This window comes from Actinomycetospora sp. NBC_00405 (assembly GCF_036044095.1).
Taxonomy (GTDB): Bacteria; Actinomycetota; Actinomycetes; order Mycobacteriales; family Pseudonocardiaceae; genus Actinomycetospora; species Actinomycetospora callitridis.
The window spans coordinates 1,817,081-1,830,960 of the sequence record NZ_CP107938.1 but is presented as its reverse complement, the minus strand read 5'-3'; the positions used below and the strand labels follow the sequence as shown (position 1 = coordinate 1,830,960).

Annotated in this window: 9 protein-coding genes; 4 read left to right on the top strand and 5 right to left on the bottom strand. The window is 74.0% G+C overall.

Annotated elements, in window-relative coordinates; translation table 11 throughout:
- Positions 1-97: 97 nt before the first annotated feature.
- A complete protein-coding gene (locus OG774_RS09035) occupies positions 98-1,135 on the top strand; it encodes a glutathione S-transferase family protein (protein WP_328308689.1) in 1,038 nt (345 codons plus the stop codon).
- Positions 1,136-1,177: 42 nt separating this feature from the next.
- Here the strand turns inward: OG774_RS09035 and OG774_RS09030 are convergent, their stop codons facing one another.
- Positions 1,178-2,359, bottom strand: coding sequence for an LLM class flavin-dependent oxidoreductase (locus OG774_RS09030; RefSeq protein WP_274197041.1), 1,182 nt, complete (start codon positions 2,357-2,359; stop codon positions 1,178-1,180).
- A 129-nt stretch (positions 2,360-2,488) separates the two neighbouring features.
- Between OG774_RS09030 and OG774_RS09025 the strand changes: the two genes are divergently transcribed.
- Genes OG774_RS09025 through OG774_RS09015 form a run of 3 tightly spaced genes read left to right on the top strand, consistent with a single transcriptional unit; the run spans position 2,489 to position 6,049 of the window.
- Positions 2,489-4,297 (top strand): thiamine pyrophosphate-requiring protein, encoded by a 1,809-nt coding sequence (locus tag OG774_RS09025; RefSeq protein WP_328308688.1) that lies wholly within the window; start codon positions 2,489-2,491, stop codon positions 4,295-4,297.
- A gap of 32 nt (positions 4,298-4,329) precedes the next feature.
- On the top strand, positions 4,330-5,640 hold the full coding sequence (locus tag OG774_RS09020) for an MFS transporter (RefSeq protein WP_328308687.1): 1,311 nt from the start codon (positions 4,330-4,332) through the stop codon (positions 5,638-5,640).
- Positions 5,641-5,650: 10 nt separating this feature from the next.
- Positions 5,651-6,049, top strand: a complete 399-nt coding sequence (locus tag OG774_RS09015) for an FKBP-type peptidyl-prolyl cis-trans isomerase (RefSeq protein WP_328308685.1) — start codon at positions 5,651-5,653, stop codon at positions 6,047-6,049.
- On the opposite strand, the gene OG774_RS09010 is transcribed toward OG774_RS09015, so the two are convergent.
- The 4 genes from OG774_RS09010 to OG774_RS08995 form a co-directional block, all read right to left on the bottom strand.
- Complete coding sequence (locus OG774_RS09010) at positions 6,042-8,135, bottom strand: alpha/beta fold hydrolase (RefSeq protein WP_328308683.1); 2,094 nt, start codon at positions 8,133-8,135, stop codon at positions 6,042-6,044. The two genes, OG774_RS09015 and OG774_RS09010, sit on opposite strands and share 8 nt — an antisense overlap.
- 21 nt (positions 8,136-8,156) lie before the next feature.
- On the bottom strand, positions 8,157-9,212 hold the full coding sequence (locus OG774_RS09005; RefSeq protein WP_328308681.1) for a methyltransferase domain-containing protein: 1,056 nt from the start codon (positions 9,210-9,212) through the stop codon (positions 8,157-8,159).
- 91 nt (positions 9,213-9,303) lie between these two features.
- The gene (locus OG774_RS09000; protein ID WP_328308679.1) at positions 9,304-12,459 is read right to left on the bottom strand and encodes an ATP-binding protein; all 3,156 of its coding nucleotides are present in this window, start codon (positions 12,457-12,459) and stop codon (positions 9,304-9,306) included.
- A gap of 92 nt (positions 12,460-12,551) precedes the next feature.
- Positions 12,552-13,880 carry an ATP-dependent 6-phosphofructokinase gene (locus tag OG774_RS08995; protein ID WP_328308677.1) on the bottom strand — a complete coding sequence of 443 codons (1,329 nt, stop codon included), beginning with the start codon at positions 13,878-13,880 and terminating at the stop codon, positions 12,552-12,554.

The following is a 13,880-nucleotide window of genomic DNA, read 5'->3' as shown; positions in this document are numbered from 1 at the left end:
AGGGGCACCTTGCGCATGATCGCCCGGCGTCGGGGCCTGCGGAACGTGCCCCTGGCCGCGGGTTGCCGGGGGCCGCGCGCGGGGCATACCGCCCCTGATGAGCACCACCGTGGGCAACAGCCCGTACGCCGAGTCCAGCGGATCCTTCAAGCGGCGCGGACCGCGGTTCACCGACCGGATCGTCGCCTCGCCGTCCTCGGAGCAGGAGTGGCAGGCCGAGCCCGGTCGTTACCGCCTGGTCGCGTCCCTGGCCTGCCCCTGGGCGCACCGCTCGGTCATCGTGCGGCGCCTGATGGGGCTCGAGGACGCGATCTCGCTGGCGATCGTGGACCCGCTGCAGGACGACCGGTCGTGGCGCTTCTCCCTCGACGAGGACGGCCGCGACCCGGTGCTCGGCTACCGGTACCTCTCGGAGGCCTACCTCGCGCGCGACCCGGAGAACGGCACCGAGAACGGGGTGTCCGTCCCGGCGATCGTGGAGGAGTCCAGCGGGCTGCTCGTCACCAACGACTACCCGCAGATCACGATCGACCTCGGGATCGAGTGGGCGAAGTACCAGCGCCCCGGCGCGCCGACGTTGTACCCGGAGGAGCTGCGCGAGGAGATCGACGAGGTCAACGAGGGCGTCTTCCACGACGTCAACAACGGCGTCTACAAGGCGGGCTTCGCGACGAAGCAGGCGCGCTACGAGGAGGCGTACACGGCGCTGTTCGCCCGGCTCGACGAGCTCGACGAGCGCCTGGCCGACCGGCGCTACCTCGTCGGCGGCCACATCACAGAGGCCGACATCCGGCTGTTCACCACGCTGGCGCGCTTCGACCCGGTGTATCACGGCCACTTCAAGTGCAACCGGCAGAAGCTCTCCGAGTTCGAGAACCTCTGGCCGTACGCCCGCGACCTGTACCAGACCCCCGGTTTCGGGGACACGGTCGACTTCGACCACTTCAAGCGGCACTACTACCAGGTGCACACGTCGATCAACCCGACGCAGATCGTGCCGCTGGGCCCGGAGCCCTCGGTGTGGCTCGAGCCGCACCACCGCGAGCAGCTCGGCGGCACGCCGTTCGGCCCGGACGGCACCCCGCCCGAGCCGCTCGACGGCCCGCTGCGCCCGCTGCCGCCCCTCGACATGTGAGCGAAGTTCCCGGCGATAGCCGGGAACTTCGCTCACGGGTCGTCAGCCCTTCGACGCCACCTCGTCGGCGTACTTGTTGGTCATGTGCTCGACGGCGGCCATCTGGGAGGCCGAGTGGCCCTCGCGCGCCGCGGCGGCCCGGGACTTCGCGGCCAGGGTCGACTCGGCGTGGGTGCGGCCGGACCCCTGGAAGTGGGGGACCACCTGCTCGGCGACGAGCTCCCAGGACCGCTTCGTCGCCTGCGGGTTGGCCCACTCGTGGCCCATGAGCAGCATGCAGCCGAACCCGCCCGACTGGTCGGCGAGCCGCTGGACCTGCGCGCGGCCGTCCTCGGGCGTCCCGATCGCCCCGATGCCGGCCTCGTTGACGAAGTCGATCATCTCCTTGACGTCGCCGCCCTCGACGGCCATCTGCGGGAAGGCCGCCGTCTTCTGGAAGTAGCGGAACCACTCCTCGATGCCGAACTCGACGTCGCGGTAGGCCTGCTCGCGGGTCTCGGCGATGTGCATGAGGCCGACGAGACGCCAGCCCGAGCGGTCGGGGGTCGGCTGCCCGAAGTGCGCCGCGCGCTCCTCGACCACGCTCCAGTGGTGGGCCAGGGCGTCGAACCCGTCCTGGGTCAGCGTCGCGCCGATCGAGAGCAGCCCGGTGCCGTGCCGGCCGGCGAGCCGCGGTCCGGTCGGCGAGGCCACGGCCGCGACGGCCATGTCGAAGCGCGGCTCGGTGTAGGGCCGCAGCTGCAGCTGGGCGTCGACGAGGTTGTGGGTCTTCGTCTGCTCGGTGACGCTCTCGCCGGCGAGCAGTCGCATGATGATGTCGAGGTTGACGTCGAGCAGCTCACGCGTGTCGGTCGGGTTCAGGCCGATCATCGCGGAGTCCGAGGGCAGCGAGCCCGGCCCGACGCCGAGCATCGTGCGGCCGCGCGTGAGGTGGTCGAGCAGCACCATCCGGTCGGCCACCCAGAGCGGGTTGTGGTAGCTGACCGACGTCACCCCGGTGCCGAGCTTGATGTTCTTGGTGCGCTCCGCCGCCGCCGCGATGAAGATCTCCGGCGAGGCGATGATCTCGGTGCCGGCCGAGTGGTGCTCGCCGATCCACGCCTCGTCGATCCCGAGCCGGTCGAGGTGCTCGACCAGCTCCAGGTCGCGCTGCAGCGCGAGCGTGGGATTGATGCCCGCGGGGTGGAAGGGGGCCAGGAACGTGCCGAAGCGCAACCTGCTCACCGGTGCGTCTCCTCTGCGATCGGGGTGTCGTGGGGGGTCGACACCGCGACGCTACGCATGACTCGTGTCACACGTCGATGCCTGCGCCGCCCCCACATGTCGCCGTGCTCCACCGGGGAGCCTCGGGGCGTGAGTGCACCCAAGAACGTCGCAGAGCACGTGCTCGACCGTCTGGCGCAGTGGGGCGTCCACCGCTTCTACGGCTATCCCGGCGACGGCATCGGCGGTTTCTTCACCGCGCTGCCCGAGCGTGACGACGCGGAGTTCATCCAGGTCCGGCACGAGGAGACCGCCGCGTTCGCCGCCTGCGCCGACGTGAAGTACGGGGGCTCGGCGATCGGCTGCTGCGCGGTCACGAGCGGGCCCGGCGCGGTCCACGCGCTCAACGGCCTCTACGACGCGAAGCTCGACCACCAGCCCGTCGTCGCCCTGCTCGGGCACACGGCGCAGACCGCCCAGGGCGGCGGGTACTACCAGGAGCTGGACCTCGGGGCCCTGTTCTCCGACGTCGCCGGCTACCTCGCCGAGGTGAAGGACCCGAGCCAGGTCCGGCACGTCGTCGACCGCGCGTGCCGCACCGCGCTCGCCGACCGCACCGTCGCGGCGATCATCCTGCCCTCGGATGTGCTCGAGCAGGACGCGGTCGTCGAGCCGCCCGACGCCCACGGCTACTACCACACCTCGGCGGTCCCCAGCTCCGCGATCACGACGCCGCCCGAGGCCGCGCTCGACGCCGCGGCGGAGGTGCTGAACGCGGGGGAGAAGGTCGCGATCCTCGCCGGCGCCGGCGCCCTCGGTGCCTCCACCGAGCTGACCGAGGTCGCCAACGCGCTGGGCGCCGGGATGGCCACGGCGCTGCTCGGCAAGGGCGTCGTCGACGAGCGCTCGCCCTGGAACACCGGCGCGATCGGGCTGCTGGGGACCACGGCGTCCTACCACCTGATGCGCGAGTGCGACACGCTGCTGATCGTCGGCTCGACGATGCCCTACACCGAGTACTACCCGGCGCCGGGCCAGGCGCGCGCGGTGCAGATCGACGTCGACGGCTCCCGGTGCGGCATCCGTTACGACACCGAGGTCAACCTCACCGGCGATGCCGCGGCGACGCTCAAGGCCCTGCTCGGGCGCCTGCGTGAGCCCACTGACTACAGCTGGCGCGCCCAGGTCGAGCGCTGGACCGCCGCCTGGGACGCCTACTCCGTCCAGCGCGCCCACGCCCACACCAGCGCGCTGAACCCGGAGCTCGTCGTCCGTGAGCTCTCCGACCGCCTGCCCGACGACGCGCTGCTCGCCGTCGACTGCGGCACCGCGACGTCCTGGTACGCCCGGGACATCACGCTGCACGGGCGCCAGTACGGGTCGCTGTCGGGCACGCTGCTGTCGATGGGCGGCGGCATGCCGTACGCGATCGCCGCCAAGCACGCCCACCCCGACCGACCCGTGGTGGCCCTGATCGGCGACGGCGCGATGCAGATGAACGGGGTCAACGAGCTGATCACCGTGCAGCGCTACTGGGAGACCTGGAGCGACCCGCGGTTCGTCGTCCTCGTGCTGTCCAACGACGACCTGTCCTACGTGTCCTGGGAGACCCGCGGGATGCTCGGCGAGGCGCCCGATCCCCAGTCGCAGGCCATCCCGGACGTGCCGTACGCGCAGTGGGCGATGCTGCTCGGGCTCGACGGGATGGAGCTGCGGGCCCGCGAGCACATCGGCCCCGTGTGGGACCGTGCGCTCGCGTCGGACCGGCCGTTCGTCGTCGACGCGAAGGTCGACAAGAACATCCCGCTGGTGCCGCCGCACGTGACGATCCAGCAGGCCCTCAACACCGCACACTCCCAGCTGGCCGACGGCGACGCCCTCTCGATCATCGCCAACGGCGTGAAGGAGACGGTCGGCGCCAAGGCCCGGTCCGTGCTCGGTCTTCCGCCCCGTGAGTGATATTCCCGGCCATAGCCGGGAACTTCACTCACATGGCCAGCAGGGGAAAGGCGTTCGTCGCGTCGCTGTCGGGGACGTCGCTCGAGTACTACGACTTCGCCGTCTACGGCACCGCCTCGGCGCTCGTCTTCCCGCAGCTGTTCTTCCCCGGCTCGGACCCGCTGACCGGGACGCTGCTGGCCTTCACGACCTTCGCCGTCGGCTACATCTCGCGACCGGTCGGCGGCTTCGTCTTCGGGCGCCTCGGCGACACGCTCGGGCGCAAGCGGGTCCTGGTCACCACGCTGCTGCTGATCGGGTTCGCGACCGTCCTCATCGGTCTGCTGCCGACCTACGAGACGATCGGTGTCACCGCGCCGATCGTGCTCGTGCTGCTCCGCTTCGCGCAGGGCGTCGGGGTCGGCGGTGAGTGGGGGAGCGCGGTCCTGCTCTCCGGGGAGTTCGGCGATCCCCGCAGGCGCGGCTTCTGGTCGTCGGCCGCCCAGATCGGCCCGCCCGCGGGCAACCTGCTGGCCAACGGCGTGTTCGCCGTCCTCGCCGCGACGCTCACCGGCGACCAGCTGCTCGACTGGGGCTGGCGGGTCGCGTTCCTGCTCTCGGCGCTGCTCGTCGCGTTCGGCCTGTGGATCCGCCTCACGCTCGAGGACACCCCGGTGTTCCGCGCCCTGCAGGCGTCGGGCGGGACGTCGTCGACCCCGATCCGCGAGGTCATCAGGACCCAGCCGCGCGGGCTGGTCGCGGCGATCCTCTCGCGCCTCGGGCCCGACGTCTCGTACTCGCTGCTGACCGTCTACGTGCTCACCTACGCGACCCGCACCGCCGGCTTCGAGCGTGCGCAGGTGCTCTCCGCGGTGCTCATGGGCTCGGCGCTCCAGCTCGGCCTCGTGCCGGCGTTCGGCGCCCTGTCCGACCGGATCAACCGGCGCCTGGTCTCGGCGGTCGCCGTCGTCGGCGCCGGAATCTGGGTGTTCGTGCTCTTCCCCGCGGTCGCGTCGGGGTCGTTCGGTCTGCTGGTGCTCGGCGTCGTCGTCGGTCTCGTCCTGCACGCGGCGGCGTACGGGCCGCAGGCGGCGTTCATCACCGAGCAGTTCTCGCCGCGCCTGCGTTCCTCCGGCTCCTCGCTGGGCTACACCGTCGCCGGCGTCCTCGGCGGCGCCGTGGCCCCGCTGCTGCTCACCTCGCTGCAGGCGGACCTCGGCTGGGCCGCCGCCGCGGGCTACGTCGCGCTGGCGTGCCTGCTCTCGGTCGTCGGCCTCGCCCTCGGCCGCGACCACGACCCGCGCGAGGACGAGGAGCTGTCCGCGGCGGCCGCCCCTGCGGATGCGGCGGCCGATCGCCCGTAGGGTCGCCACCATGGCGGTCACCGTGGACAACACCGACGACCTGACCCGCGCCCCCGGCGCGGCGGTCACCCCCGACACCCTGCCGAACGACCTCGACATCACCGATCTCGTCGTCGGTGGCGGGGCCGAGGCCGGACCGCGCGACACCGTGCAGGTCCAGTACCAGGGCATCCGCGTCTCGGACTCCGGCGAGTTCGACTCCTCGTGGGGCCGCGGCGGTACGCCGGTCGAGTTCCCGCTGAACGGGGTGATCGACGGCTTCAAGCTCGGCATCTCCGGGATGCGCGAGGGCGGCCGGCGCGTGCTCGTCGTCCCGCCGCACCAGGGCTACGGCGCCCGCGGCGTGCCGCCGGTGATCCCGGCGAACGCGCACCTCGTCTTCGTCGTGGACCTGGTAAAGGTCAACTAGTCCCGAGCACGGACGCGAGCAGCGCCGCGGCGCGCGCGGCGCCGTCGCGGGGGATCGGGGCGGATCGGACGGGCGTCGCGAGCGCCACCGCGATCGCCGCGGCGATCGACTCCGGGGTCGCGGTGGCGTAGTCCATCCGCGTCCCGGCGCCGAGCCGGTCGAGCCGGTGCGGCACGTGGATCTGCTGCTCGAAGTGGTGAGCCAGCGGGAAGTACAGGAACGGACGGCCCGCCTCGGCGAGTTCCATCGTCGTCGTGAGCCCGCCCTGGACGACGGCGACGTCGCAGGCCGCGAGCTCGCGTTCGAGGTCGGGGACGTGCCCGCGCACCTCGACGCCGTCGGGCACCGGCACGCTCGCCGGGTCGATGCGGGGCCCGGTCACGAGCACCATCCGCAGGCCCGGCACCCGCTCCCGGGCGCACGGGAACGCCGCGGCGACCCGGCGCAGCAGGGCGGTGCCGACTCCCGAGCCGCCGACGGTCACCACGCACACCGACTCGTCGTCCCGCCACCCGAGCTCGGCCCGCAGCCGCTCGCGGTCCCGTGGCGGCCCGGCCGTCGACACCCACCCCGCGAACGCGAAGTGCTCGCTCGTCCAGTCGCGCACCGTGGGCAGCCCGGGCCCGAGGGGACGGGTCACCAGGTCGTGGGGCTCGCCGACGAACACCGACAGGTCGCGCAGCCGCGGGTAGCGGGCGACGTGCTCGACCATCTCGGCGTTGTGGTCGGCGGTCAGCGCCGCCTCCTCGACGCCGCCGTCGGGCACCGGGAGCCAGCCGACGACGTCGGTCAGCCAGGCGTAGGGCGAGCGCTTGAGCTCGGGGTTCTCGTGCAGGAAGTGGTCGATCTCCCAGCCCTCGTCGGCGATGACGAGGTCGTAGTGCTCGGCCTCGACGACGTCGTGGAAGACGTGGAAGTTCGCCAGCAGGATCTCGTCCATCCGCCGGATCGCCTGGAAGGCGTGCAGGTCGTGCTCCCCGGCCTCCGACTCGATGTGGGCGCTCTCGGCCGCCAACGACCGGCTCGCCGGGTGGAGCCGGTCGTCCGGACCGAGCACCGTGGTCACGGGGTGCTGGGCGAGCCAGTGGACCGCGACGTCCGGGCACCGCTGCCGCAGGGCCTCCGCGATGGCGACGTCGCGGCGCGCGTGCCCGAGCCCGATCGGCGAGCTGACGAGCAGCACCCGGCGCTCCCGCGCGCGGGCCGGGACCCAGCTGACCCGCCCGGGGCGGGGCCCGCCGAGCGACCGGACGAAGTCGCGGATCAGCAGGTTGACCCGCACCGGGTCCCGCACGGTCGGGGCGTGGCCGCCGCCGGGGATCGAGACGAGCGACCCGCCCGTCCACGCGGCGACGGCCACACCGCCGGAGTACGGCGTGACGGCGTCCGCGTCACCGTGCACGACGAGCACCGGGCAGCGCACGGCGCGGCAGATCGCCTCGGCGTCGGCCTCGGTCGGCTCGGCGATCCCCGGCACCGTGTCGATCAGGGTCTCCGCGTCGGTCTCGAGGCCCCACCCGACGAGGTCCTCGACCTGCTTCGTCGAATGCGGGTCGGTCACGACCCGGGACATGAAGAACTCGACCCAGCCCCGGAAGTCGGCCCGCCAGTAGTGCGCGTTGGCCTTCTCCCACCCCTCGTGGGTGTCGCGGACCTCGTCGAATCCCGGCGGCAGCGGCCACGGCAGCGCCGTGCCGATCGCGACGACACCGGTGACCCGCTCGGGATGCCACGCCGCGAGCTGGAGCGCGTGGCGCGCGCCCATCGAGACCCCCACCGCCACGGCCCGCTCGGTCCCGGTGGCGTCGAGGACCGCCACGGCGTCCGCGATGTGCTCGCGGTCGAGGTGGGCGGCGGCACCGCGCGGACGGTCGGACGTCCCGTTGCCCCGGCCGTCGGCGGTGACCACCCGGAAGTGCCGCGCCAGGAACGGCGCCTGGAGCTTCCACTGCCGCATGTGGACGATCGCCCACGACGTGAGCAGGAGCACCGTCGGCGCTCCCTCGGGACCGTCGAACACCTCGTAACCGACGCGGACGCCGTCACGTTCGACCGCGCCGACGTCGTCCGGTTCCCTCGCGCGCACGTCGTCCCCCTCGGCCGGTGCCTACGGACGGATCTCGTAGACGTGGTTGAACGGGGTCTGCGCGGCGATGCGGAACCGCGTGAACCCCGCGTCGGTGGCCACCTGGCGCAACGCTGCCGGACCTGCCTGGGCGCCCAGGCTGTAGCCGCCCGGCTGGGAGCGGCCGGCGGCGACGCAGATGAAGGAGGAGAACCCGTAGTAGACCCTGCTGACCGGGTTCAGGTTCTCCGCGAGGGAGTCACCGGCGATCGGCTCGATCATCAGCCAGGTGCCGTCCGGGGCGAGGGTCTCCCGCACGTGGCGCGCGGCGGTGAGCGGGTCGCCCATGTCATGCAGGCAGTCGAAGAACGTCACGAGGTCGTAGCCGGAGCCCGAGAACGTCTGGGCCGGCGCGGTCTCGAACGTCACGCGGTCGGCGACCCCGGCGTCGGCCGCGCGCTTGCGGGCGGTCTGGATCGACGCGTCGTGGTAGTCCGAGCCGATGAACGTCGACGCCGGGTAGGCCTGCGCCATGAGCACCGTCGACGACCCGTGGCCGCAGCCGACGTCGGCGACGCGCGCGCCGGCCTGCAACTTCGCCTCGACGCCGTCGAGGGCCGGGATCCACTCCGCGACGAGGTGGGCGTTGTAGCCGGGACGGAAGAACGTCTCGCAGCCGACGAACACGTCGTCGTCGTGCTCGTGCCACCCCATGCCCGCGCCGGAGCGGTAGATCTCGGTGATACGCGGCTCGGCCCGCAGCGCCCCGAGGGCGAGGACGAACGCCCCGGGCAGGTAGACGGGCCCGTCGGGGTCGGTCAGGGCGAAGGCCTGCTCCTCGGTCATCGAGAAGGTCCCGGTCGTCGGCTCGTACTGGACGTAGCCGCCCGCGGCCTGCCCGGCGAGCCACTCGCTGATGTAGCGGGGCGTCGTGCCGGTCCGTTCGGCGAGCTCCTCGGCCGTCGCCGGCCCCTCGGCGAGCGCGCGGTAGAGCCCGAGCCGGTGGCCCACGACGATCCCGCCCGCCGCCATCGTGGCGCCGAGGTCGCCGACCACCTTGCCGACGAACTCCATCGCCTTGTCCATGTCCACGGTCATCGCTCGGCCCTCCCTCTCGCCCGGGGCTCCTCCCCGGGACGCGGCCACGATGACCGCGGCCGTTGCGCGCTCGTTGCGCCTGCCGTTGCGCCTACACCCGCGCGGGCGCCGTGGTCGCGATCCGGTCCACCCGCTCCGCCAGGTGGCGCCAGCCGTGCGCCCGCGCCGCGGCCAGCAGGGGCGCGAGCGTGCGGCGCGCGCGGGCGGGCCGGTCCCGCGCGATCCAGGCCCGGGCGACCGAGACGTAGGCGTCGGCGCCGAGCAGCCAGGCCGCCGCCGGCGGTGCCGTGACGCCCGCGAGCAGGCTGTCCGCCTCGACGAGGGGCGTGTCGTCGCCGTGCCCGGCCGCGATCTCGGCGAGCGGGGCGAGACAGCGGACGCGGCAGGCCGCGGCGCCGTCGCGCCCGGCGAGCGCCAGACCGCGCCCGGCCACGGTCCGGGCCTCGGCGACGTCCTCGGTGCTCCCGCGCTCCAGGAGCGTCGCGGCGAGCAGGGAGCAGGCGGTGGGCGTCCACCACCGGTGCCCGGCCTCCCCGCCGCGCGCCACCGCCCGCCGCCCGACATGCAGGGCCTCGTCGAGGTCACCCTGCAGGCGCGCGACCCACCCGAGGTGGGCGTGGAACCAGACGTCGTGACCGCCGTACCCCGAGTGCTCCGTCACCGCGACCGCCTCCGCGATGCGCGCCCGGGCCTCGTCCCACCGGCCGGCGGCGACCGCCGGGAACGACCCCTCGAACACGGCCCACTGCAGGAGCCCGCGGTCCTGGAGGCGCCGGGCCAGCGGCTCGAGCTCGTCGACCACCCCGGCGAGCTCGTCGACCATGCCCGCGTAGGCGTAGGCGGTCTTGAGGCCGTCGAGTCCGAAGAGCAGCGCCCGGTCCCCGCCGGTCTCGCGGGCGACGGCGAGCGCCCGCCGGCCCTGGTCGAGGGCCTCGCCGAACCGCAGATCGTTGGCCGCCAGCACCGCGAGGCGGCCGCGGAGGTCGGCCTCGGCCACGCGGTCCCCGAGCGTCGCGGCCCGCCGGAGGCCACCGCGGAGGTACGTGACGCACTCGGCGGGCGGGATGCCGAGCGCGATCGGCACGTCGCCGCCGAGCTGGCGCAGCACCGCCATCTCGAGGCGCCGGTCGCCGGCCTCCCGGGCCGCCTGCGCCGCGCTCCGCAGGTCGGTCCACGCCTCCTCGGGACGCTCGAGGCCCTCCCGGGCGCCGGCGCGCGCCAGGAGCACCCGGCCGACGATCTCGAGGTCGGCGACGCGCTCGGCCGCGTCGAGGGCCCGGTCGTGCAGCGACTCGGCGTCGCCCATCGCGCCCCGGCGCGCGGCGGCCTCGCCCGCGAGGAGCAAGGCGCGCGCCGCCCGCGGCCAGTCCTCGGCCGCCGCGGCGTGGGCCCCGACCGCCTCCGGTGTCGCGGACAGCAGGTCGGCCGCGCGCCGGTGGTGCAGGCGGCGCACGGGATCGGGCGTGCTGGCGTGGAGCACCTCGTGCACCAGGTCGTTCGCGAACTCGTACGCGGCGCCGGTCGGGATCAGCAGGCGTGCGTGGGCGGCGCGCTCGCACCGGCGGGCGATCTCCGGCACCGGGAGCTCCAGCAGGCCCGCGGCCACCTCGGGGTCGAGGGACGCGCCGAGGACCGCCCCGGCCCGCAGCAGCTCCTCGACCTCCGGCCCGAGACGCCGGACGCGCGCGAGCACCGCGGCCTGGAGGGTCTCGGGCACGCCCACCTCGCCGGAGTCGAGCCCGCGCAGGGTCTCGACGACGAACAGCGGGTGCCCGCGGGTACGGCGGTGGATCGTCGGGGCCAGGTCACGACGCCCGACCCGGTCGGCGAGCGCGACGACCGCGGTGGGGTCCAGCGGGCCGAGGTCGAGGCGCTCGGCGACGTCGTCGAGGTGCGCGAGCGCCGTCGCTCCCTCCTCGGCGCGCACCGTCGCGCACACGAGGAACCGGGCACCCCCGGGACGCAGGGCGAGGAAGTGCAGCAGCTCCACGGTGGCCAGGCCGGCGTTGTGCAGGTCGTCGACCACGAGCAGCAAGGGCGCGGTCGCGGTGACGTCGACGAGCAGAGCGGCGAGCGCGGCGAACACCCGGCGCGGCTCGGGGCGCTCGAGCGACGACGACCCGTCGGGCACGAGGTCCGGGAACAGGGCCGCCAGCACCTGCGCGCGGGGGCCGTCCACCGGCCGGGGTCCCGGGAGCGCGGCGAGCACCGGGCCGAGCGCGTCGACCACGGGCTGCAGGAACAGCGAGCGCTCCGCGGCGTGGCAGCGCGCGGACGCCACCCGCCCGCCGGTGGCCGCGGCCAGCTCCGTGACCTCGGTGGCGAGCCGCGTCTTGCCGATCCCCGCCTCGCCGGCGAGCAGCACGAGCCCGGACTGCCCGCGGGTCGCGGCGTCCCAGCGCCGGGTCAGCCGGGCGATCTCGTCGGTGCGGCCCACGCAATGGCGCGCGGACGGCGGACCCGCCCGCGACGCGGGCCCGTCCCGGGCGGCTCCCTGGTCCCGCAGGAGCGCGAGGTACTCCTCGCGAGTCCGCGGTGCGGGGTCGACGCCCAGCTCGTCGGCGAGCTCGGTCCGCAGCCGGTGGTAGTGCTCGACGGCGCGCGAGGGCTCGCCGGCGAGCTGGTGGGCCCGCATGACCAGGCGGTGGGCCGACTCGTCGAACCGGTCGGCGCCCACCGCGTCGGCGCCGGACCGCCGGGCCCGGTCGGCGTCGCCCATGCCCAGAGCGGCCCGGGCGTCGGTGTGGCGGGCCCGCCGGACCAGCTCGCGCCACTCCGCGCGGGCCGCCACGACCCAGGGCTCGTCCGCCTCCTCGGGCAGGGGCTCCCCGGTGCCCAGCAGCTCGAGGGCCCGGGCAGCGGTGCTCGCGGCGAGCCCGGCGGCCCCGTCGGCGAGCCGCCGGTCGGCCTCGTCGAGCAATCGGGCCGCCTCGTCGAGGTCGACGGTGACGCCCGGGGCCGCGCCGAGGCGGTAGCCGCACCGGTCACCCAGCAGGATCTCGGGGTCCAGGCGGCTGCGGAGTCGGCTGACGAGCGTCGCCACGCCGGCGGCGGGGTGGCGCGGCGGCCGGCCGGTACTGCCGTCCCACAGCTCCTCGGCCAGCTGGTCGCCGGTGAGCACCGCCGGTCGCCGCGCGGCGAGCAGCGCGAGCAGCCGCCGCTCCTTCGGGCTCCCGATGCGCAGCGCCTCGGGCGGCGAGCCCCGCTCCACGCGCAACGGACCGGCGAGCCGGACCGTGACACCCATCACCACACTATGCGACCGGCGGCTCGCCGTGGCAACGGCTGGGTCGCCCGTTCAGCGCAGCGATCGGGCGAAAGTCTGACTCCGAGTGACGGTCAGGCCCCGAACGTCGCGGGCTGGCCCGTCGCCTCGATCACCGACATCCACAGGTCGCCGTCCGGGTCGACCTGGTTGCGGTGCCCGGTGATCAGCGCCATCGGGATGTGCACGAACCGGCGGCGCCAGCGGACCACGACGGTCTCGGTGCGCCCGGCCATCCCGGCGTGCACGGCCGCGTGGGCGAGGCGGACGCAGTAGACGCTGTCGTAGGCGTTCGCGGCAACGCTGCGGATCGCGTAGCTCGGGTCGAGGTAGCGCACCGTCGGCGGGAGGTCGACCCCGGTCAGGTGCTCGGTGATCTTCTCCTTGAGGTAGATCCCGATGTCGCCGAGCTTGGCGTTGCCCGACGCGTCCGTGGTCCCACCGTCCTGCTCGAGGAGCTCCTGCCCGGCGCCCTCCGCGACCACGAGGACGACCTGGCCGTGACGGCGGACGTGGTCCTCGACGCGGCGCAGCACCCCGTCCGGCCCGTCGAGCACGAAGGGCACCTCGGGGATGAGCACGAAGTCGGCGTCGTTGTTGGACAGCGCCGCGTAGCAGGCGATGAAGCCGGAGTGCCGGCCCATCAGCTTGACGATGCCGACGCCGTTCTCGGCGGCCTGCGACTCGACGAACACCGACGCGATGAACTCGGTGGCCTGCGCGAACGCCGTCTGGAACCCGAAGCTCTGGTCGGTGTAGGGCAGGTCGTTGTCGATGGTCTTGGGGATGCCGACGACCGCGATGTCGAGGCCGCGCTCGTCGATGACGCTCGTCAGCTTCATCGCGCCGCGCATGCTGCCGTCGCCGCCGATGACGAACAGGACGTCGATCCCGAGCTCGACCAGGGTGTCGACCATCTCCCCGGGGTCCTGCTCGCCGCGCGAGCTGCCCAGGATCGTGCCGCCGTCGTTGTTGATGTCCCGGACGGCGTGCAGGTCGAGCTCGACGACGCGCTCGCGGTGCTTCGGCGTCAGGCCCGCGTAGCCGTTGCGGAAGCCGTAGATGTGCGCGACGCGGTAGTGCTCGGTGAGCTCCTGGACGATCCCGCGGATCACGTCGTTGAGCCCGGGGCACAGGCCCCCGCAGGTCACGATGCCGACGTTCGTGGCGTCCGGGTCGAAGTAGACCTTCCGGCGCGGCCCGGCCGCCTCGAGGCTGGGCAGCTGGTCGATGGGCACCCCGCGCTCCAGCAGCACGGAGACGGTGTCGTCCACGAGCACGCGGTCGTCCTCGTGGACGTAGTGCGGCGACGTGCGCTTGGTGGCGAGCATCTCCGCGAACGGCGAGTCGTAGCGGCAGTCACCGAGGCTGCGGACGCGCAGATCATCGAGCTCGAGCGTCAC